This is a genomic window from Nocardia sp. NPDC058114, assembly GCF_042884695.1.
In the GTDB taxonomy this organism is placed as follows: domain Bacteria; phylum Actinomycetota; class Actinomycetes; order Mycobacteriales; family Mycobacteriaceae; genus Nocardia.
This window is the reverse complement of sequence record NZ_JBHVTK010000002.1, coordinates 443,071-463,054: the sequence shown is the minus strand read 5'-3', so window position 1 is coordinate 463,054 and position 19,984 is coordinate 443,071. Positions and strand designations below refer to the sequence as shown.

Sequence of the window (19,984 nt, the reverse complement as noted above, 5' to 3'; positions counted from 1 at the left end):
CTCCGACGCGGTGCGCAGCTGTGACGGCCAAGGCCGCCGGGAAGGCTCATGATCCGGGGGCCGGCCAGGCGGCCGCGTCGGTGTTGCGCGATACCCGGCGGAGCAGGGTCGCGAGCGTCTGCCGCTCCTGCTCATCGAGTCCTTCCAGCAGCCGATGGTCGCGTGCTACGCGGCTGGGCAGTTCGGTGTCGACGAGATCGCGCCCGGCCGCGGTCAGCTGCAGCAGCACCACCCGGCCGTCGCGCTCGAACGGCAGCCGTTCGACCAGTCCGATCTTGGTCAGCCGGTCGGCGTGCTTGGTGGTCGAAGCGCCGCTGGTCACGGTCCTCGCGGTCACCTCGCTGGCGCGCAGTGGGCGGCCGGCGCGGGCCAGGGCGCACAGGATGTCGAATTCGCCGCGGTTGACGCCCCTCGGCGCGAGTGCCCGGTCGAGCTGGTGCAGCGCCAGCGAACTGATCCGGTTGATCCGCCCGATCACCTCGATCGTGGAGGTGTCCACCTCGGGATAGGTCTCGGCCCATTCGGCTCGAACGCCGTCGACGAAGTCGGGGGAGGTGTCGGCCATGTACTCATCCTAGCGATCGGTCTCACACTATTTCAGATATACTTTACTAGTAAAATACATTTAGGATGGCAGCGTGCCTGCCGCGACTTCCGACCTACACAACCCGCCCACCGCCACCCGGCTGCGGCACTCCCGTGGCGCGTTGGCGCACTCGGTCTCCGCATCCACCTGGCGGCGCGCGCTCGAAGTGCGGCCTGCCGACGCGACCGTGGCGGCCTCGTTGCGCGTCGGCGTTGCCGCAGCGCTGGTCTTCGTCGGCTGTGGTCTGTTCGATTTGCGGCAGTACGTCGGCTTCGCGGTACTCGGTGCACTGGCCTCCGCTTTCGCGCGGCACGAGCCGATGGTTCGGGTCGCTGCCAAGGTGACGCTCGTCGGTGTCCTGGTCGTCGCTTTCGTCGCAGGAGGTGGGCTGCTCGCCCTCGCGCACGTGCCGATGTGGGCCGAGGTCGCGTTGATGGCGGTCGGTGCCGCGGTTGCGGCGATGTCGGTATCGGCATTCCGGATCACCGGTCCCGGCCCGGTGATCCTCGTCTTCGCGGCCACCGCGGCGATCGGATACGTGAGTGCCCCCGGCGATGTCGTCCGCGTGTGCTCGGCCGCGGCGATCGGCGCCGCGGTGGGACTGCTCGCGCAGACGGCGCCACTGCTGGTGCTGCCCCTGGGGCCCGCCCGGCTGGCCGTCGCCCGGGCGCTCTCGACTGTCGCCGCGCTCGATCGCGGTGGGTCCGTCGAACCGGCCCGCGTCGCGATCGCGCACGCGCGGGAGAAGGTGGCGCTCAGCGGTGTTCGGGGCGGGGATGCCAGACACCACCGTGACCTGATCACCTTGCTCGACGAGGCGGAGGCCGCGGTCGACGACTGGACAGCGGGGGACCGAACGCGACTGCTCGACGTGGTCGGGCACGAGGCAGAACTGCGCAAGATCAAGCGGCGCAGCATCATTTTCGACCGTGGCGCCGAAGTCGGGGCGTCCGCGCTGCCGCGTCCCGAGGGGTTTTTGGCGACGGGCCTGTCCGGACTGCGCTCACGCGCGGTCCTCGGCAACGCGGCGCGCATCGCGCTCGCCTCGGCCTGCGCGGGGTGGTTCGCGGCGGCCGCCGGGCTCACCCATCCGCTGTGGGCGTCGATGGGTGCGATGGCCGCGATGCAGGGTGTCTCGTACGCGATGACCGTGCAGCGTGGAATCCAGCGACTGCTCGGCAATGTCGGCGGCGCGGTCATCGGGGCGCTGCTGATCGCGGCGGGCCTGGGGTATTGGGCGACGGCCGTGGTGATTGTGGTGTTCCAGGTGAGCGCCGAAGTGATGGCCGCCCGCAGCTACGCGCTCACCTCACTGGCGGTCACGCCGATGGCGTTGCTGATGGTCGGCCTCGGGGTGCACCTCTCGCCCGAGATCGGCGTCAGCCGGATCGTGGACACCCTGATCGGCGTCACGGTCGGCGTCGTCATCGCGGCCGTGACGATCAGCCGCTCGGATCTGCAGCACCTCCACACCTCCTCGGCCATCGACACGAGGCAAGGCGCCACCCGCGTTCGTCCGTGAGATCGGCACGGTGAGTACAGCGCGGGCGACGGCCTGAGTGCTCCGTTCCGGCAACGCGAGATCGGAGGTGAGCAGCCCGCTGCCGGACACCGGCTCCGATCAACCAAGCGATCGACGGTGGTCGCCCCGAGTCGCCGCGGTGTAGGCGGCGGCAAGCATCACGACGCATCCGAATAGTCGAAGCTGCGTGGGGTTCTCATCGAGGAAGAGCGCCGCCGAGTCCAGCGCGCCGACCGGGACCAGCATGAGGACGGCGGCATTCACTGTGCTGCTCAGCCCGTCAGCGGCGAACAGGACCCCGGCCATCGCCGCGACCATGACCGGCCGCCGAGACAGTGGACCGTCCCGACGACGTTCCCTGCGCGAGCCGCCACAGTGCGGACACGGCCAGCGCACATCGAAAAGAAGGTGGCAGTCACGGGGGAGACCGCTGCCAGTGCGATGAGCACGCCGAGGTGGCGATCCCGAGCGAACCCACCACCGGCAACAGGCGCGGTCGTCTCCCGCCCAGGGGCGTCCTGAGCTTCGAAACCGTGTGCTGCCTTGAGCGGCGGACCATCGGGTGACGCTATGTCGATTGGCAAGGGTGAGCATCTGATTTTCCGGGCGTGGGTTTCGTGCAGCCGCTGAATCGGCCGTGAGCTCACAGTGAATCGGTCATTGGTACGCCCGTACAGGCGAGCACAGTTTTTCATGAGTTCCGTAGCTATTACGTTTCGTTGTCTGCGACCAAACGGAAACGTAAATCATTCAAGGTCATTCGAAACGATCTCAGATCCTGACCACCGATAATGTTCACTTATCGGAGGTCAGACTGGGCATGGCCGGATCTGACTCGCGAAGGGGCGACACGGATTTCGTTTCGTGTAATACGTAACGTATCGACGAAACCAACGCTACGATTCACCCGTGTCGAGCGTATGCAACTATCCGGGCTGTGCCCGTCCCATTACCCGCGCCGGTGGGCCGGGTCGTCCCTCCGAGTACTGCGATCACCCCGACCACACGCGGTGGCGGGCGTGGCGGGAAAGGCAACGGCAGCAACAGGAGTCCGAGAGTGCGGCCCCTACCGTCACTGTGACGGCTCAGGGGCCGGTGACGGTGGCGCGTCTGCGGGCCGACGAGCTGCTCGGGCAGTTTCGGGGACTGGCCGAGCAGCTGGGGACCACGCTGAACGCAGCGGTCGCCGAGCTGCAGACAATCGGGGATCCGTCGGTGGCCGAGGCGCAGGTCCAGGCGGTCCAAGCCGACGCGGCTCGCCGGATCGCCGAGGCGGAGATGGCGACTGTGGCGGCCGAACAAGCGCGGCGCGAGGCCGAAGAGGCACGCGCACTGGCGGAATCGGTGGCCGAAGAGGCGGTGGCGGCCGCGGAACACGCCGAACAGGCGGTGGGGGAAGCGCTCGCGGCCAGGGACGAAGTCGTGGCCTCGGTCGACGCGCTCACCCGACAAGCCTCCGAAGATGTGTTCGCCGCGCGCAGCGACGCCGAGGCGCAAGTGCGTGCGGCACACCAGCAAGCAGCCGACGACATCGACGTGGCGCGACAAGAAGCCGACGACACCGTGGCTCGTGCCCAACAGCGCGCCGACACCGAGATCGCGCACCAGCGCCGCGACGCCGAGGCCCGGATCGCCGCCGCGAACGCCGAACGGGACCTGGCGATCCAGCGGGCCGCCGACGCCGACCGTGCCACCGAACGCGCCGAACAAGCCACCGCCGAACGCGTGGAGGCCGCCGCCGAAGCGCGCGAGGAGTGGCGCCGGGCCCGCACCGAACTCGACACCGCGCGCGGTGAACTCGACCGCACCCGTACCGAACTCGCCGAGCTGCGCCGTACCACCACCGCCGAAACCCAGCAACGCCGCGACGAGGCGGCAGCCGCACTCGAGCAGGTGCGCACCGAAGCCGCCGAACGGTGGGCCGCGCTCGACGACGCCCGCAAACAAACGCTGGCCCGTGCCGAACGCGCCGAAGCGCAGCTCGACGAACTCCTCGCCACCACCCGCACCCCGCAACCGCAAACATGAGCGGGGGTATCGGGGGCGGCGAGCAGTGACCTGGACTAGCGTCACGCACATGACCGAGCAGCCCGGCCCTCTCGAATCGACGCGTGAGTTCGCCGCCATCGACATCGACGACATGCTGAACGCCGACGAAACCTACACCGGACCGACCTCACGGACGCGACTGATCGCGATCCTGGTGGTGGTGGCACTGCTACTGGGCGCCGGTGCCACCACCCTCGCGATCCTGCTGGCCTGACCTCTCACGCGGGCCGGGGCAGCGGAGTGTCGGGTTCGCCGGAATTTCGCAGCGCGACGATCTGTTCGGGCACCCAGTAGATCCGGCCGAACTCGAACGCCTGGTAGACCCCGTCGTCGTGGGCGGTCTCGTCGGAGGCCGGCCAGCCGAGCTCGCCGTTCTCGTACCCGGCCGCCGCCCACCGCGCACCGATCGCACCGTGCACCCAGTACGCGGGTTGGCCGGCGCGCCGGTAGACCATGCCGCCCTGAAACGCTTGCGCCAGCCCGGGGCCGGACCCGCGCGGATCGGGCAGTTCGGTGTGCTCGGCCGTCGGATAGCCCAAGGGGCCTGTCTCCCACTCCAACTCCGCGTACTTGTCCATGACCGCGGTGGGGACGGCGTGGGCATCGGTGCTCGGATGCCAGTACACGTAGCCGTGCTCGAATTCGGCGAAACGTCCCACCCCGTCCGGTGTGCTGAGTTCGCCGTCGGTGCGCCGCGCGCCCAACCACGGGGACGCGGCGGCACGGACATCGATCGCGTTCGGTCCGGTCCCGTCGGCGAACGAGGCGACGTGGGCGGCGAACACATCCCACGGGAAGTTCGGGCCCACATCGGTATGCGAGCCGATGCCCAGTGCCCTCGTGACGTACTGATGGTCGGAGATCCCGTCGCCGACGTGGTAATCCGGCTCGATCACCTCGGTCGAGTACCCGTGCCGGTGCGCGCTGCGGACAGCGAGGAACGCCGCGATCCGCAGGTCGCCGTCGATGGCCAGCCACTGTTGCCGCGACCACGCGATCCGGCTGCCCGCGAAGCACAGATTCACCGTGAACGGGTTCGCCGAGAGCACCGACCAGGACGCGAGCTCCTCGGGCACCACGCGCACCACCACCGCGTCGCGCAGTGTGTAGTGGTAGGACACCCCGTTGGCGGGGTTGTTGAGGTAGGCGGCAAGGGATTCGGCGGTGCCGTTGCCCTCTTGGGTGTGCAGCAGGAAATTGGTGATGCGGGCGCCCTCGCGCGGGGAGTGCGAGGGTCCGAGCCGGTCGATCTCGGTGAACTTAGGTACCGATACCGAACGGTCGAGCGCCCACTGCCCGAAGTCGGGGGCGAGGATGTCGTTGACGTCGACGCGGGTGCCGTCGATGATCGGTCCGGGGTTGCTCGGGGTGTCGATCACCCGCTGGTAGAGCACCGCGCGTGGTTCCCGTTCGGTACCCGACCAGGCCCGCGTCTGCCATGCCCAGCTGAATTCCCCGCGTGCGCCGACCACCCCGTCCTCGATCGCCCACGCACACACTCGCGAATGCCCGTAGATCCCGGTCCAGGCGGTCCCCAGTACCGAGTTCACGCCCCGGAAGAACTCCACGGCCGTGCTGTTCCACTGCGACAGCGAGATGTCCTCGTCGACGGCGAAGAAGATCGGTGCGTGTTCAGGCGCGCCCACGCTCAGGTGGGTGGCCGACGCCTGTTCGGCCATCCGGCGACCGCCCTCGAAACCGGTAGTCCAGTCCGAGGGGGTCGCGTCGCCGGGTTTGCCGTACTGCCAGATGGAGACGATGTCGAGCCCGGCGGCGGTGAGCGCGCGAGCGTAGTCGGCGGTGATCGGTTTGGCACCGAAGTTCGCACCCGGCCTGCTCGGTGAGATGTAGGCGAGAACCGCCGAATGGCCCGCCGCGACGATCGCCCGCGGTTCGATGAGCCTGGCCGCGAAATCGACAGCTGTAGACATGATTGACCCCCTGTATGGCTGCGTATCCGATGGAATTCCGAGATGGTGGAACTATCGCGATGATTGACGCTGGTACCCGAGGATCGGCACCGGGGTGAGGATCTCACCGTGCATCATTCTAAACGAAACACTCACTCCTGCACCGGCGTTCACCAACGAACAGGGTAGTACCCGAATTCGGGAGTAGTTTCACTCACGCGTGCCCGCCCGTGGGCCCGCTAACCTTTCGCCATGGTGGCGCAGCTGATGTGGGGGATCCCGACGCACGGGTTCTTCGTCGCGCTCGGTGTCGCCGTGGCCGCGGTGGTGTTCGTGGCCGAGTGCAGGCGCCGCGACGCGCTGCGCGAAGAGTCCCTGGTCGCGGTCACCGGGGCACTGGTCGGTGGGGCGATCGGGATGCGGTTGTCGAGTCTGTTCGAGACCCTCGATCCGTACGAGAGCTGGATGTTCGGTGCGCGCAGCGTGCTCGGCGGATTGTTCGGCGCGTATGTGGGCGTGTTGATCGCGAAAAAGATCATCGGATATCGGGAACGGACCGGTGACCTGTTCGCACCCGCGGTGGCGCTGGGCATGGCGGTGGGGCGCGTCGGCTGCTTGCTCACCGAGGCACCGGGACGGCCGACGAACCTGCCATGGGCGATCCACGCACCCGCGACGGTGCCGCAGTGCCCGGGATGCGTGGCCGGTGTCGCGATGCATCCGAGCTTTCTCTACGAAATCGTGTTCCAGTTGGCCGTTTTCGGCGCACTGTGGTGGTTGCGAGACCGGATCAGCACGCCGGGTGAGCTGTTCACCCTCTACGTCGGGGCGTATGCGATCTTCCGGTTCCTGGTCGAGTTCACCCGCGCCAACGACACGGTATGGCTGGATCTGACGCGCCCGCAATGGTTCCTGGTGCCAGGGCTGGTCCTGGTCGCGGTGCGCTGGAGCATCGGCTACCGGCGCGGGAACTACGACGGTGTACTTCGACGAAAGGTCGTGGCATGAACTTTCCTCCTGGCCCACCACCGAACATGCCGCCCCCACCGCCGCAGCAAGGCGGGAAACCGCCTGGCCAGGGCGGTCAGGTCGCGGCGATGGCGTTGGCGGGGGCGATGGCGTTCATCGTGGCGAACGCGATGGCGGGATTCTTCGTGTTCATGGTCGTCGCCTCCCTCGATGACGACGCCGCGACCAAAGCGCTGTTCGGGCTGACCGCGGTGGTCAGCGCGGCAGCGGCATTCGGGGGTGGCTGGCTGTTGATCCGGCGCAAACGGCCCGCGCCCAAAGGGTTCGGGATGGGGCTGATGATCGGGTGGTCGCTGGTCACGGTGTGCACGGCGGGTTTGTGCACGGCCATCAATCCGGAGCTGTACACGGGCATGTTCGGGATGGCGCGATGACCGGGATGCCGTTGCGGGGCGATCGGATCCTGCGCTACGTGACCGCGTTCTGTCCCCGCTGCCACGACGAACACCCCGACACCGCGCTGCCCGATGTCGCGAGACTGTCGGGGTGGCTCGCCGAACGCGACGGGAAGGTCTTTCTCGAACGAGGGTGTCGAACCCACGGCATGGTGCGCACCCTCTACGACGAGGACCCCGAAATCCTGGCCTACCTCGAAGAATGGACCGCTCCGACCAAAGCGCACCTGCCCGACACCGTGGGCAATTTCGACCCGGTGCCCTCGGCGTATCTGCTGGGCCTGCCCGAGATGCAGACCCAGCACACCTGCATTCTCCTCGAAGACATCATCGACAGCTGTAACCTGCGCTGCCCCACCTGTTTCGCCGACTCCTCGCCCGAACTGCGCGGGGTGGTGTCGGTCGAGGACGTGCTGGCCAATGTCGATCAGCGCCTTGCCCGCGAGAACGGGCGCTTGGACGTGCTGATGCTCAGCGGTGGCGAACCGACTCTGCACCCACAGTTGGCGCGGCTGCTGACCGAATTGACCGCACGGCCGATCACCCGGATCCTGCTCAACACCAACGGTCTGCGCATCGCCGTCGACGACGAACTGCTGGCGCTGCTGCGTGCCCATCGCGACCGGGTCGAGGTGTATCTGCAATACGACGGGGAAACCGCGCAGGCCTCCCGCCATCACCGTGGCGGTGACCTGCGTGTCCGTAAACAGCAGGCACTGCGACGGCTGTCGTCGAACGCCGTCTTCACCACCTTGGTGATGACCGTGGCCCTGGGTGTGAACGACGACGAGATCGGCGCGGTCCTGCGCACCGCGATGGACACACCGTTCGTCGGCGGGGTCTCGATCCAACCGCAATTCGGGTCCGGGCGTTCGGGAACGATCGACCCGATGAACCGGCTCACCCACACCGGTGTGCTGGCCCGACTCGGCCCCCAGACCGACGGATTGGTGACCTGGCGTGACCTCACCGCACTGCCGTGCTCGCATCCACACTGCTGCTCGGTGGGCTACCTGCTGCGTGACGACGCGGGTGAATGGCGGTCGCTGGTCTCGCTGATCGGACACGAGAGACTGAAGCAGCAGCTGGGACTGGTGTCCAACCGGATCGCGGACTCGGCGCTGCCCGCCGAACTGCGGGTAGCGGTCCAGGAATCGTTGCTGGGATTGCTCTCGGAGCAGTCGTCGCTGTCGCATCCGGAGATCGGGCGGGTGTGGCGAAACATCTGCGAGAACTGCGATCTGGGAATGTCCACGCTGCTCACGCTGGCGTCGTCGGCGTTGCCGGGGCGGCGTCAACGGTTGCGCACACTGCTCGGGGAACGCGTTGTGCGGATCACGGTGAAACCGTTCATGGATATGTCGACGATGATCGAGGAACGGCTCACCCAGTGCTGCGTGCACGTGGGGACCCGTGCCGATGCCGATCAGTGCGCGCCGTTCTGCGCGGTGCAGGCCTGGCCAGCACTGTCGCGGCAGCGGTTGTCGGCGGCGGCACCGGCGGGGCGGGCGTTGTTGCCGGTGGAGGTGCGGTGAGCGAACGCGGGGTCTACTACGAGGAGGCGATGCGCGGGCAGCAACCGCATGACCCGTTGACCTTGTGTGTGGTCGCGACGGTGGCGTTGCTGACGTGGTTGGTGGGGCCGTGGGCGGTGGTCGGGTTCGGTGCGCTCGCGTTCGCCGGATACTGGCGGGCGTGGCGGGCGGGGTTGAAACGCAGTCGATGCTGGTTGCGCGATACCCGGCTGGTGCTGGGGTATGTCGGGGCGATCGCCGTGATCGGGGCCGTCGCCGCGGTGTGGTAGCGGCGTGTCGCCAAAGCCGGTGTGGCAGAACGGTAGCGGGCGGGCGTGGGGCACGGTTGACTGGTAGCCATGGCCTCCACCCGATCCAGCAGGCAGCGCCGACCCGGGGTGCCCGCACCCTCGGTCCCGCCGGGCGAACTGATCGTCGTCACCACGCCGACCGGCCCGGAGATCACGCCGATCGCGCTGCGTGAGAACCGGTCCGTGCGCACCAGGGTCGACGAGCTCCTGCCGGCCACCGCGCGTTTGGTACCGATCTTCGGCCCGGACAACCGGCTCGCGGCCCGCCTTGCCGACACCCCGCAGGCGCCGGTCGCGGGGGAGTACCTCAGCTACTACTCGGTGCACGGTGAACTGGGCGACCTCGGAGAGCTCGCGCACCGGCTGCGCGAGGACGACACCGTCGCCGCCGCCTACGTCAAGCCGGCGGCCGAACCGCCGCTGGCACCCCTCGCGGAGAACATCGTCGCACCGCGAGCGCCCGCTGTGACACCCGATTTCCGGGTCAGACAGGCATATCTCGACGCCGCACCGCACGGCATCGACGCGGTGTGGGCCCATGGCAGGCCCGGCGGGCTCGGCACCGGCGTGCGGGTGATCGACGTCGAGGGTGCGTGGCGGTTCACCCACGAAGATCTGCGACAGAACCAGGGCGGAGTCATCGGCGGTACCGCCTCCGCCGATCTGGGATGGCGCAACCACGGCACCGCCGTCGCCGGCGAGATCAGTGGCGACCTCAACGAATTCGGCGTCACCGGAATCGCACCCGACGCCCACATCAGGGCCATCTCGATTTTCGGCATCGGCTCGGCCGCCGCGATCCGCTCCGCGGCCGACGCCCTGCATCCCGGCGACATCGTGCTCATCGAACTGCACCGCCCCGGACCACGATTCGACTACCAGGCCACCCCCGATCAGCGCGGCTACATCGCGGTGGAATGGTGGCCCGACGACCTCGCCGCCATCCGCTACGCGGTGAGCCGGGGCATCGTCGTCGTGGAAGCGGCGGGCAACGGCGGTGAGAACCTCGATGACGCCGTCTACGACACCCGCCCCGGCGACTTCCCCACCACCTGGCACAACCCGTTTCGCGCGGGCTCCGCCGATTCCGGTGCCATCCTGGTCGGTGCGGGCGCCCCACCGCCGGGCCTGCACGGCCGCGACCACGGGCCCGCCCGCTCGCGCCTGGACTTCTCCAACCACGGCGCCCGCCTCGACACCCAGGGCTGGGGCCGCGAAGTCACCACCACCGGCTACGGCGACCTGCAAGGCGGTCCCGACGAAGACCTCTGGTACACCGACGAATTCAGCGGCACCTCCAGCGCGTCTCCGATCGTCGTCGGCGCCATCGCCGCCTACCAGGGCATTCGCACCACCGGCCCCGGCCGCGCGACCCCCGACCAGATCCGGACCCTGCTCCGCACCACCGGCTCGCCCCAAACCGCCGCCCCCGGCCGTCCGACCACCCAGCGCATCGGCACCCTGCCCGACGTGCGCGCCATGACCGCGAAAGGCTGAGGCCCCCGATGGCAGTGATCCATCAGACCACCGTCACCCCGTCCAAGCGCGATCTCGTCGCGGCGTGGTTGCCCAGTCGGCAGTGGTACCTGGGCACGACCCCGTGCCTGGACAGAGTCGGTGGCTTCCGTCTCGACGACCCGGCCGGTGAGGTCGGGATCGAATTCGTGCTGTTCGTCGACGGTTCCGGTGCCGACCAGGTGCTGTATCAGGTGCCGATGACCTATCGCGGGGCACCGCTGCACGGCGGCGACTCGGCGCTGATCGGCACTGCCGAGCACGGGGTGCTCGGCAGGCGCTGGATCTACGACGCGACCCGCGATCCGGTCGCGATCGCCGCCGTCATCGATCTGCTGACCGGCCGCGCGACCGCTCAGGCTCAGAGTCTGAGCGACACGACCGACCCGACGGTCGTTGTGACACCGGCCGTGTCGGCCGACGGCAACCTCGGCCTGGCTGTGGACGGCGTCGCGCACACCGATGTGCCCTGGGGGTCCGCTGCCGTGCGATTCCATCGGGTGCCGGTGTCGTTGTGGGTCGGCGGAGCCGGTTCGGTCGCCGCACCCTCGGCACTGGGCCCGGTTGTCGAGTTGATCAGCGTGGTGACCGACTGGGCATAGCGCTGCCGTGCGTGACGGACCGACACGTGCTCTGCCGGGGAGAAAACCGGATGTGCCGGGGCGGGGTGGCGTGGCAGGGTACGAGCATGGCATCGGCGAAGAGCGTGTGCGTTCGGACGGCGACTCCCGCGGACTCCGCGGCGATCGCGGGGTTGCAGGAGGCCGGGTTCGGGATGCGGTACGGGAGTGATGAGAACGAATACCGGGGAGCGGTCTTTCCGGTCGAACGGTCACTGGTCGCGGTGGAGGGTGACCGGATCGTCGGGCACACGGTGGATCGGACGATGACGATCACGGTGCCGGGGGAGCGGACGGTGCGCGCGTGTGGGGTGTCGGGGGTCGCGGTGGCGCCGACGCACCGGCGGCGGGGGATCCTGCGCGAGCTGTATCGGGCCCAGCATGCTCGGACCGAGGCCGACGGGTTGCCGTTGACGATCTTCACCGCCAGCGAGGGCACGATCTACGGGCGGTTCGGCTACGAGGTGGCCGTCCTCGACACCGCGATCTCCATCGATCCGCGGCGTGCCGAATTCCGTTCCACCACACCGGATCCCGGTGGCGTCACTTTGGAGACGTTGCACGAGGCCGCCCCGCGGATCCGCGAGATCTACGAGCGCTGGCAGCAGGTGACGGCGGGGGCACAGGTTCGGCCGGATGCCAAGTGGGACCTGTTCTTCGCCGACATAGAACGCCACCGCCACGGTGCGACGACGCTGTTCGTCCTGCTGCACGCCGACGGCTATGCCCTGTATCGGCGCTCGCGGCGCGAGAACCGTGACATCGCCTCGGTGTGGGAATTGCGTGCGGTCACCCCGGACGCGCACGCCGCGCTGTGGCGGGTGCTGCTCGGTATGGACCTCGTCGACACCGTGGAAGCCGAGATCGCCGACGACGATCCGCTCGCCTACATGCTCACCGACCCGCGCACCGTGCAGATGACCCACCGCGGTGACGCACTGTGGGCGCGGGTCATGGATGTCCCCGCCGCTTTGACCGCCCGCGCCTACCGCGCCGACCTCGATACCGTCGTGGCGGTGCGCGATCCGTTCCGCGACGCCGGCGGGAACTTCGCCCTGCGGATCCGCGACGGCGTCGCCGAGTGCGAGCCGACCACCCGGACAGCGACTCTCGGCTTCGATATCAATATTCTCGGCGCCCTCTACTTCGGTGCCCATCGCGCGAACACGTTCGCCGCCGCGCACCGGATCGCCGTCGGGGATCCGAAGGCATTGCGTGCGTTCGACGAAGCCTTCACCACCGACCGTGCCCCGCAATTGGGGTGGTTCTTCTAATATCTCGGCAACGGGCGCGTTCGCCCCGAAGGTTGCTCCCCCGGGAGTACGGTGGGTAGCTGTGGATTCGCACGAGGTCGATTCTTCGGTTCGGGTGCGTGGCGCCCGGGTCCACAACCTGCGTGATGTCGACGCGGACATGCCACGAAATGCCCTGGTCGCCTTCACGGGAGTGTCGGGTTCCGGCAAGTCTTCGTTGGCGTTCGGCACGCTCTACGCGGAATCGCAACGCCGCTACCTGGAGTCGGTGGCACCGTATGCCCGCCGGTTGCTGAACCAGGTGGAAGCGCCCGATGTCGACACCGTCACCGGCCTGCCGCCGACGGTGGCCCTGGCCCAGCGCCGATCCTCGCCGTCGTCACGCTCGACGGTCGGCACCGTCACCGCGATCTCGAACACGCTGCGCATGCTCATGTCCCGCGAAGGCGATTATCCCGACACCCCGGCCAGGACGGGCCCCGGGCACTACCCGGAGGGCACCAACCGTCTCTACTCCGATGCGTTCTCCCCGAACACCGTCGAAGGCGCCTGCCCGCGCTGCCACGGACAGGGCGTCGTCCACGAGGCCACCGAGGCGTCGATGGTCCCGGACCCGTCGCTGAGCATCCGCGAGGGCGCGATCGCCTCGTGGCCCGGTGCCTGGCAGGGCAAGAATCTGCGCGACGTACTCGGCGCGCTGGGCTACGACATCGACCGCCCGTGGCGTGAACTCTCACCCGCCGCCCGCGAATGGATCCTGTTCACCGAGGAGAAGCCGGTGGTCACAGTGGAACCGGTGCGCGAACCGCACCGCATCCACCGCCCCTATCAGGGCACCTACACCGGCGCCAAGCAGTTGCTGTTGCGCTCGCACGCCGAATCCAAGAGCGCGGCGACCAGGGCCCGCGCGGCCGAATACCTGCACACCGCCGTCTGCGGACTGTGTGCGGGTCGACGACTCAAACCCGAAGCACTCGCGGTGACCTTCGCCGGGTACAACATCACCGAGCTCGCCGACCTGCCGCTCAGCGAACTCGTCGAGGTGCTGCGCCCCTATACCCCCGGCACGGAAGCCGTGGCGGTACTCACCCAGGACCTCACCTCCCGCATCGATGTGCTCATCGAGCTCGGGCTCGGCTATCTGAGCGTCGACCGGGAGAGCCCGACGCTGTCCGGCGGTGAGCTGCAACGATTACGGTTGGCCGGGCAGTTGCGGTCGGGCCTGTTCGGTGTCGTCTACATTCTCGACGAACCCTCGGCGGGACTGCACCCGGCCGACACCGCGGCACTGACGACAGTGCTGGACCGGCTCAAGCGCTCGGGCAACAGCGTGTTCCTGGTCGAACACGATCTCGACGTCGTCCGCCACGCCGACTGGCTCATCGACATCGGTCCCGGCGCCGGTGTGAACGGCGGTGAGGTGCTCTACGCCGGTGAGGTCGAGGGGTTGCGGCAGGTGGCCGACTCGGTCACCCGGCCCTACCTGTTCGACGAGATCGTCCGCCCACCGCGCGCGGCCCGCACCCCGACCGGCGAGCTCCGATTACGCGCCGTCACCAGCCACAACCTGCACGAACTCGACGCCGACATCCCCCTCGGCGTGTTCACCGCGATCACCGGCGTCTCCGGTTCGGGCAAATCCACTCTGCTGCACGCTGTGTCGACGACCGCCGCCGCCGACCCGGACATCGTGCGAGTCGTCGAAGTCGATCAGGCGCCGATCGGGCGCACCCCACGGTCGAACCTGGCCACCTACACCGGCCTGTTCGACACGGTCCGCAAACTCTTCGCCGCGACCGACGCCGCCAAAGCCCGCGGATACGGCGTCGGCCGGTTCTCGTTCAATGTCGCCGAAGGCCGTTGCCCGACCTGCCAGGGCGAGGGATACATCACCGTGGAGCTGCTGTTCCTGCCCAGCACTTACAGTCCGTGCCCGGCCTGCCACGGTGCGCGCTACAACCCCGAAACCCTCGACATCACCTACCGCGACAAAACCATTGCCGAGGTGCTCGACCTGACCGTCGACCAGGCCGCCGACTTCCTCGACGACGTCGACGTCGTCGCGCGCGCCCTGCGCACGCTGCGCGATGTCGGCCTCGGCTACCTGCGGCTGGGCCAACCCGCCACCGAACTGTCCGGCGGTGAGGCCCAACGGGTGAAACTGGCCACCGAATTGCAGCGGGCCCGGCGCGCGGGCACGGTCTACCTGCTCGACGAACCGACTACCGGGCTGCATCCGGCCGACACCGATATCCTGATGACACAACTGAATTCGCTCGTCGACAGTGGCGCCAGTGTGGTGGTGGTCGAACACGACATGACCGTTGTCGCCGGGGCCGACCACGTGATCGACATGGGACCGGGCGGCGGCGGGCAGGGAGGCCGGATCGTGGCGCAGGGGACACCGAAACAGGTGGCGGACAGTGCGGTCAGTCGGACTGCGCCCTACCTGCTGGAGCGGCTGACATGACCGGCAGCGCGGATCGGACCCGCACCGCGATGCTCGTCGCCGGCGGATGTTCGTTCCTGCTCGGTGTGGCGCTGCTGCTGTGGCCCGGGCGCGACGAATCCACGCTGGCGACGCTGTTCGGGGTCTCGCTGATCCTGAGCACCGTGGTGCAGGTGTATCTGGCGTTCATGGCGCGGATCGCGTTCCCGCTGCGGGTGCTGGTCCTGGTCAGCGCCGCACTGACGGGGATCTTGGCGGGCCTGGCCTTCCAGGGCGGCAATATCGAACTGCTGGCCCTGTGGATCGGCATCGGCTGGTCGGTGCGCGGTGTGGTGCACGCGCTGGTCGCCGCGTGGGACGACAGCGTCGAGGACGGCTGGGCGCACGAACTCTGCGGGCTCGCCACCACCGCGATCGGCATCGCCATCATCGCGATCACCTTCCAGACGGTCACCGGGCTGGCCACGATGGCCGGTGCCGGGCTGGTCGTTATCGCCGTGATGGAACTGCTCGCCGGTGGGCTCGGGCGGGCGGCGATGCAGGCGGCGCGCGGGTCCGCGACCGAGGAACGGCCGCCGCCGGTTCGGGCCGCTACCGAGCTGCAGTAGCGAATCACACACTGCGACTTCAAGATTCGAGGTTTACGCGAACTCACGGACAACGTGACATTGCGGGCAGTCGAGCGAGCGCTGAACTCTGCGTGCACCCTCGCTCACGGCTGGGGTATCTGTGCTGCGCGACGGTAGCGTGGCCCGCGGCGTGCGCACGGGGAGGGCCCTGTTCGGCGCGCCGCGTCCGCAGCCCGAATGTGAGCCCAGGAGAATGTGGTGTCGCGCGTAGTCCCCGGCGTAGCTGCCGATGCCGTCCAGCGTGAAGAGCTGGCTATGCGGCGCATGACCGAGAGTTTGGTCGAAGACCTGTCCGAGAACGTCCCCGTCGACCAGGTGACGTCGGCGGTCGGCGCCGCGCACCACCGATTCACCGGTAAACCGATCCGGGAGTTCGTGCCGATCCTGGTCGAGCGGATCGTGCGCCGCGAACTCGCCGATCCCGACCCGACGGTACGGGTTCCTGCCCCCGCGGCCGGCGTGCGCGCCGCGGAACTGATCGCGCGCGAGTCGAACACCACCGAGGAACCGCCGAAGCGGGCGGTGAGCAGGCGTGCGGTGGTGCCGTTGTCGATCGGCGCGGCCGTGGTCGTGGCCGGTGTCGTCGCCGGAGTCGTGCTCTTGCCCGACGGTGCCGATGCGCCGGCCGCCGCTCCTGTCGCCGCCGTGACGGTGGTGCGCGGGGTGGTGGGGTCGGAGAAGATGTCGTTCTTCGCCGACGAGCGCGTGGCGAAGGTGCTCGCCGACAACGGCCTGCGGGTCGAGGTCGAACCGGCCGGTTCGCGCCAGATCGCGACCACCGTCGACCTCGGTGCGTTCGATTTCGCGTTCCCGTCGAGCATTCCGGCCGCCGAGCGAATCCAGCGCCAGCGCAACATCACCACCAAGTACACGCCGTTCTCGTCACCGATCGCCATCGCCACCTACCGGCCGATCGCGGACCTGCTCACAGCGGCCGGGGTGATCAAGCCCGGCCCGGTCGCGACGTTCGACATGGGCAAGTATCTGGAGCTGGCCGGGACCGGCGTGCAGTGGGACGACCTGCCCGACAACACCACCTACCCGGTCGCCAAGAACATCCTGGTCTCGACGACCGACCCGCGCAGCTCGAACTCCGCGGCCATGTACCTCTCGATCGCCAGCTATGTCGCCAACGACCACACCATCGTGCGCGGCGCCACCGCCGAACAGCACGTGTTGCCGGCACTGTCGAAACTGTTCCTCGCCCAGGGTTACACCGACAACAGCAGCGACGGACCGTTCAACCAGTACCTCACCAACGGCATGGGCCCGACCCCGCTGGTCTGCATCTACGAGGCGCAGTTCGTCGAAGCCGCGGGCAAGGGCCGGATCAAGCCGGACATGGTGCTGACGTATCCGACCCCGACGGTCCTGTCGAGCCACACCCTCGTCCCGCTCGACGCCACCGGCGACAAGATCGGCAAACTGCTCACCGACAACGCCGAATTGCGTCGCCTGGCCGCCGAACACGGCTTCCGTACCGCCGACACCGCCCAGTTCACCTCGGTTGCCGCCGAACGTTCGGTGCCGGTGGCCGCCGATCTGATCGACGTCGTCGACGTGCCGGCCTACGAGACCCTCGAGCACCTGCTCGACGGGGTTGCCAACTCCTACAACTGAACTCGCCTCCCCGGTGCCGCGCAGCTCCCCGGCTGCGCGGCACCGGTGTTCCGGTGGCCAGGAGGATGCGTTCAGGACATGCGGCGTCGCACCGATTCGTGTTCAGGTGGCGGGTGGACTGTAGTGCCGGATTCGGGGGTTGACACGAGTTCGGCGCACGACTGTACACTAATGTGTTGCCAGGCATCCGAGCTGGCCCGCACTGCGAATGGAGTTCCACCGAGATGGACAAATTCGAACCCGGCCGAGAACTGATCCACGAGCTGTCCATCGCGGCACGCCGCACCGGGACCGCGCTCGCCGCCATCTTGGGCGACGCGGGCCGCAAGAGCGCGCGCGAGGTGGTCGATCTGGCGCACGAGGGACGTGAACTGGTCGCCGGAACGCTGCGGGCCAGCGCTGACGAGCTCCGCCGCCGCCGTTGAGTGCGCCCCCGCGCGGATTCCTCCATGCCGCTGCGGCGTTCGCGGGAAGTCGCCGCGGCGGCGGCGAGCGGGTCTCGGTAGGATTCGGCGGGTGCCAGATTCTTCCGAGATAGCCCGGCTCTTCGATCGGCGACCGCGCAACTGGGGGTCGCCCGCGGACCCGGTGGCTTGGAATGCGGTGCGGGACAAGGTCTGTGCGCAGGTCCCGCCGGAGACCGCGACGGAGTTCGTGACGCTGCTGCGGCGTGAGATCGTCCAGGTGACCGGAGTCGATGTCGACGATGCCGACGCGTTGTCCGAGGCGTCCGTGCTGGTCGAAGGGCGATCCGAAGCTGTGGACCTGCCGACCTGGCGCACCGTTGTGCTGCCGCTGCTGACTGCTCGGGCGCGGCAGCTGTACGGCGAGTTGCCCACCGAGCGTCCCTGACGCATCACGTCGTCGGGCGCGCCAAGGCTGGCTCTCTCCGTCGCGTTCGCGCACTTGCCGTCCTTCGACGAGGAGGGCTCAAGAGCATTCAGTGCACGTCTGTACACTCTACGTGCTGACCGTGTGCTCGCTGACCCGTTCGTCGTCGAGTTCGACGCGACGATCGTCACCGTGGCATTGTCCGCGATCGGCGACGGCCTGCACGTCGGTACCCCAGGGCAACCGCAAGAATTCGCCTGACCTACGGAAGAGACTGTCGGAAAAGAATGTTCGTGGCGAGCGATGAGTTCTTCCGGCGCGCACCGTCTGTATGAGTGCTACCTGTAGCCGAGATCCGGGAGAGCCTCATGACCGCCAGTTCCGCCGTCACCACCGGCACCCTCGTGGTGCCGGACGCCTGCCTGTACTACGAGGTCCGTGGTGCGGGACCGCTGCTCGTCCTCGTCGGTGCCCCGATGAACGCCGCCTCGTTCGCCGCGGCCGCCGAACAACTCGCCACCACCAATACCGTCCTCACCGCCGATCCGCGCGGGCATTTCGGCAGCCCCCTCGACGACCCGAATCAGGATTCGACGGTGCTCGCCCGCGCCGGGGACCTCGCCCAGCTCATCACCCATCTCGGCGCGGGCCCGGCCGTGGTGTTCGGATCCAGCGGTGGCGCGGTCACCGCGTTGGCCCTGGCCCAGACCAACCCCGACCTGGTCACCACTGTCGTGGCCCATGAAGCGCCGCTGCGCGAACTGCTCCCCGACGCCGAAGCCCAGCGCTCACTCACCGAGGACATCGTCGCCACCTACGCCTCCGGCGATGTGATCGGCGCCTGGCGAAAGTTCTTCGCCCAAGCCGCTATTGCCATCCCGGAACCGATGCTCGTAGAGATCTTCGGCGGCGACCGCGATCCCCGACAGGTCGCCAGCGAACGTTTCTGGTTCGCCCATGAACTGCGCCCGACCACCTCCTGGGTACCGGACCCGCCGTTGCTGCGTTCGATCCCGACCCGGGTGATCGTCGGGATCGGTGCCGAGTCCACCGGTCAGTTCTGCGATCGCACCTCGCGGGAACTGGCATCGGCGCTGGGCGTCGACCCGGTCCTGTTCCCCGGCGACCACATCGGATTCGTCAACGATGCCGTCACCTTCGCCGCCCGCCTGCAGGAAGTACTCGACGAGCCGTGAGCGTGGTTGCTCGCGCACGAGCGGGCCGGGGGAGAAGATGCCAGGCATGAGCGAATCACAGGACTGGAACAGCAAGATCATCGCCGAGTTCCGAGCCAACGAAGGGCGCGTCGGTGGGCCCTTCGAGGGTGCGCCGATGATGCTGGTGCATCACCGAGGGCGGCGCACCGACCGGCAACTGGTGTCGCCGATGATGTACTTGGCCGACGAGAACGACCCGAAGCTCATGTACGTCTTCGCGTCCAAAGCCGGTGCCCCCACCAATCCCGACTGGTACTACAACCTCATCTCGGCGGGCGCGGCCGACGCCGAGGTCGGCACCGAGACCTTTCCGGTCACCGTTACCGAAGTGACCGGCGAGGAACGCGACCGCCTCTACGCCGAGCAGGCACGACGGTATCCCGGTTTCGCCGGATACGAGGAGAAGACGAAGGGCATCCGCACCATTCCGGTGCTGGCGTTGCGCCGGAACTGATCGGATGAGGTAGCGGGGCAGGGTAACCGGACCGCCCTGCCCCGCTACTGAAGACCGAGACGGGGGTAGTACCGCAGTCC

Annotated in this window: 19 protein-coding genes and 1 pseudogene; 17 read left to right on the top strand and 3 right to left on the bottom strand. The window is 68.4% G+C overall.

Annotated elements, in window-relative coordinates:
* Positions 1-46 precede the first annotated feature (46 nt).
* Positions 47-573: pseudogene (locus ACFVVI_RS10670) on the bottom strand (MarR family winged helix-turn-helix transcriptional regulator).
* A gap of 65 nt (positions 574-638) precedes the next feature.
* On the opposite strand from ACFVVI_RS10670, the gene ACFVVI_RS10665 reads away from it, so the two are divergent.
* Complete coding sequence (locus tag ACFVVI_RS10665; protein WP_387445056.1) at positions 639-2,108, top strand: FUSC family protein; 1,470 nt, start codon at positions 639-641, stop codon at positions 2,106-2,108.
* A gap of 99 nt (positions 2,109-2,207) precedes the next feature.
* Here ACFVVI_RS10665 and ACFVVI_RS10660 read toward each other — a convergent pair whose 3' ends face one another.
* Entirely contained in the window at positions 2,208-2,414 is a 207-nt protein-coding gene (locus ACFVVI_RS10660; RefSeq protein ID WP_387445054.1) for a hypothetical protein, read from the bottom strand.
* Between the two features lie 771 nt (positions 2,415-3,185).
* Here ACFVVI_RS10660 and ACFVVI_RS10655 point away from each other — a divergent pair.
* Complete coding sequence (locus ACFVVI_RS10655) at positions 3,186-4,136, top strand: hypothetical protein (protein ID WP_387445053.1); 951 nt, start codon at positions 3,186-3,188, stop codon at positions 4,134-4,136.
* A gap of 49 nt (positions 4,137-4,185) precedes the next feature.
* Entirely contained in the window at positions 4,186-4,371 is a 186-nt protein-coding gene (locus ACFVVI_RS10650; RefSeq protein WP_378991687.1) for a hypothetical protein, read from the top strand.
* A 4-nt stretch (positions 4,372-4,375) separates the two neighbouring features.
* Here the strand turns inward: ACFVVI_RS10650 and ACFVVI_RS10645 are convergent, their stop codons facing one another.
* Positions 4,376-6,088 carry a glycoside hydrolase domain-containing protein gene (locus ACFVVI_RS10645; protein WP_387445051.1) on the bottom strand — a complete coding sequence of 571 codons (1,713 nt, stop codon included), beginning with the start codon at positions 6,086-6,088 and terminating at the stop codon, positions 4,376-4,378.
* A gap of 231 nt (positions 6,089-6,319) precedes the next feature.
* Here ACFVVI_RS10645 and ACFVVI_RS10640 point away from each other — a divergent pair, with 231 nt between their 5' ends.
* The 14 genes from ACFVVI_RS10640 to ACFVVI_RS10575 all read left to right on the top strand — a co-directional run bounded on the left by ACFVVI_RS10640 (position 6,320) and on the right by ACFVVI_RS10575 (position 19,904).
* Positions 6,320-7,075, top strand: coding sequence for a prolipoprotein diacylglyceryl transferase (locus ACFVVI_RS10640; protein ID WP_387445049.1), 756 nt, complete (start codon positions 6,320-6,322; stop codon positions 7,073-7,075).
* Entirely contained in the window at positions 7,072-7,470 is a 399-nt protein-coding gene (locus ACFVVI_RS10635) for a hypothetical protein (RefSeq protein ID WP_378991691.1), read from the top strand. The genes ACFVVI_RS10640 and ACFVVI_RS10635 overlap by 4 nt, the downstream gene beginning before the upstream one ends.
* Positions 7,471-7,475: 5 nt before the next feature.
* Positions 7,476-9,026 carry a radical SAM protein gene (locus tag ACFVVI_RS10630; RefSeq protein WP_387445381.1) on the top strand — a complete coding sequence of 517 codons (1,551 nt, stop codon included), beginning with the start codon at positions 7,476-7,478 and terminating at the stop codon, positions 9,024-9,026.
* Positions 9,023-9,295: a hypothetical protein gene (locus ACFVVI_RS10625; protein WP_378991692.1), complete on the top strand. Its 273-nt coding sequence runs from the start codon at positions 9,023-9,025 to the stop codon at positions 9,293-9,295. The genes ACFVVI_RS10630 and ACFVVI_RS10625 overlap by 4 nt, the downstream gene beginning before the upstream one ends.
* 69 nt (positions 9,296-9,364) lie before the next feature.
* The gene (locus ACFVVI_RS10620; protein ID WP_387445048.1) at positions 9,365-10,813 is read left to right on the top strand and encodes a S8 family serine peptidase; all 1,449 of its coding nucleotides are present in this window, start codon (positions 9,365-9,367) and stop codon (positions 10,811-10,813) included.
* 8 nt (positions 10,814-10,821) lie between these two features.
* Positions 10,822-11,433: a 1,4-alpha-glucan branching protein gene (locus ACFVVI_RS10615; RefSeq protein ID WP_387445047.1), complete on the top strand. Its 612-nt coding sequence runs from the start codon at positions 10,822-10,824 to the stop codon at positions 11,431-11,433.
* 86 nt (positions 11,434-11,519) lie between these two features.
* Complete coding sequence (locus ACFVVI_RS10610) at positions 11,520-12,725, top strand: GNAT family N-acetyltransferase (protein WP_387445046.1); 1,206 nt, start codon at positions 11,520-11,522, stop codon at positions 12,723-12,725.
* Between the two features lie 139 nt (positions 12,726-12,864).
* Positions 12,865-15,174 carry an ATP-binding cassette domain-containing protein gene (locus tag ACFVVI_RS10605; RefSeq protein WP_387445380.1) on the top strand — a complete coding sequence of 770 codons (2,310 nt, stop codon included), beginning with the start codon at positions 12,865-12,867 and terminating at the stop codon, positions 15,172-15,174.
* Positions 15,171-15,761, top strand: coding sequence for a DUF308 domain-containing protein (locus ACFVVI_RS10600; protein ID WP_387445045.1), 591 nt, complete (start codon positions 15,171-15,173; stop codon positions 15,759-15,761). Before ACFVVI_RS10605 ends, ACFVVI_RS10600 begins: the two co-directional genes overlap by 4 nt.
* 219 nt (positions 15,762-15,980) lie before the next feature.
* Complete coding sequence (locus ACFVVI_RS10595; protein ID WP_387445044.1) at positions 15,981-17,402, top strand: three-helix bundle dimerization domain-containing protein; 1,422 nt, start codon at positions 15,981-15,983, stop codon at positions 17,400-17,402.
* A 224-nt stretch (positions 17,403-17,626) separates the two neighbouring features.
* Positions 17,627-17,827, top strand: a complete 201-nt coding sequence (locus ACFVVI_RS10590) for a hypothetical protein (RefSeq protein ID WP_378629218.1) — start codon at positions 17,627-17,629, stop codon at positions 17,825-17,827.
* A gap of 91 nt (positions 17,828-17,918) precedes the next feature.
* Positions 17,919-18,254 (top strand): hypothetical protein, encoded by a 336-nt coding sequence (locus tag ACFVVI_RS10585; protein ID WP_387445042.1) that lies wholly within the window; start codon positions 17,919-17,921, stop codon positions 18,252-18,254.
* A 347-nt stretch (positions 18,255-18,601) separates the two neighbouring features.
* A complete protein-coding gene (locus tag ACFVVI_RS10580) occupies positions 18,602-19,429 on the top strand; it encodes an alpha/beta fold hydrolase (protein WP_387445041.1) in 828 nt (275 codons plus the stop codon).
* 46 nt (positions 19,430-19,475) lie between these two features.
* Positions 19,476-19,904, top strand: a complete 429-nt coding sequence (locus ACFVVI_RS10575; protein WP_387445040.1) for a nitroreductase/quinone reductase family protein — start codon at positions 19,476-19,478, stop codon at positions 19,902-19,904.
* Positions 19,905-19,984: the final 80 nt, after the last annotated feature.

Excerpts from the sequence above, each read along its gene's own strand:
- ACFVVI_RS10660 (WP_387445054.1), bottom strand. The coding sequence starts at position 2,414 with ATGGCCGGGGTCCTGTTCGCCGCTGACGGGCTGAGCAGCACAGTGAAT.
- ACFVVI_RS10650 (WP_378991687.1), top strand. The coding sequence starts at position 4,186 with ATGACCGAGCAGCCCGGCCCTCTCGAATCGACGCGTGAGTTCGCCGCC.
- ACFVVI_RS10645 (WP_387445051.1), bottom strand. The coding sequence starts at position 6,088 with ATGTCTACAGCTGTCGATTTCGCGGCCAGGCTCATCGAACCGCGGGCG.
- ACFVVI_RS10640 (WP_387445049.1), top strand. The coding sequence starts at position 6,320 with ATGGTGGCGCAGCTGATGTGGGGGATCCCGACGCACGGGTTCTTCGTC.
- ACFVVI_RS10635 (WP_378991691.1), top strand. The coding sequence starts at position 7,072 with ATGAACTTTCCTCCTGGCCCACCACCGAACATGCCGCCCCCACCGCCG.
- ACFVVI_RS10630 (WP_387445381.1), top strand. The coding sequence starts at position 7,476 with ATGCCGTTGCGGGGCGATCGGATCCTGCGCTACGTGACCGCGTTCTGT.
- ACFVVI_RS10620 (WP_387445048.1), top strand. The coding sequence starts at position 9,365 with ATGGCCTCCACCCGATCCAGCAGGCAGCGCCGACCCGGGGTGCCCGCA.
- ACFVVI_RS10615 (WP_387445047.1), top strand. The coding sequence starts at position 10,822 with ATGGCAGTGATCCATCAGACCACCGTCACCCCGTCCAAGCGCGATCTC.
- ACFVVI_RS10610 (WP_387445046.1), top strand. The coding sequence starts at position 11,520 with ATGGCATCGGCGAAGAGCGTGTGCGTTCGGACGGCGACTCCCGCGGAC.
- ACFVVI_RS10605 (WP_387445380.1), top strand. The coding sequence starts at position 12,865 with ATGCCACGAAATGCCCTGGTCGCCTTCACGGGAGTGTCGGGTTCCGGC.
- ACFVVI_RS10600 (WP_387445045.1), top strand. The coding sequence starts at position 15,171 with ATGACCGGCAGCGCGGATCGGACCCGCACCGCGATGCTCGTCGCCGGC.
- ACFVVI_RS10590 (WP_378629218.1), top strand. The coding sequence starts at position 17,627 with ATGGACAAATTCGAACCCGGCCGAGAACTGATCCACGAGCTGTCCATC.
- ACFVVI_RS10580 (WP_387445041.1), top strand. The coding sequence starts at position 18,602 with ATGACCGCCAGTTCCGCCGTCACCACCGGCACCCTCGTGGTGCCGGAC.
- ACFVVI_RS10575 (WP_387445040.1), top strand. The coding sequence starts at position 19,476 with ATGAGCGAATCACAGGACTGGAACAGCAAGATCATCGCCGAGTTCCGA.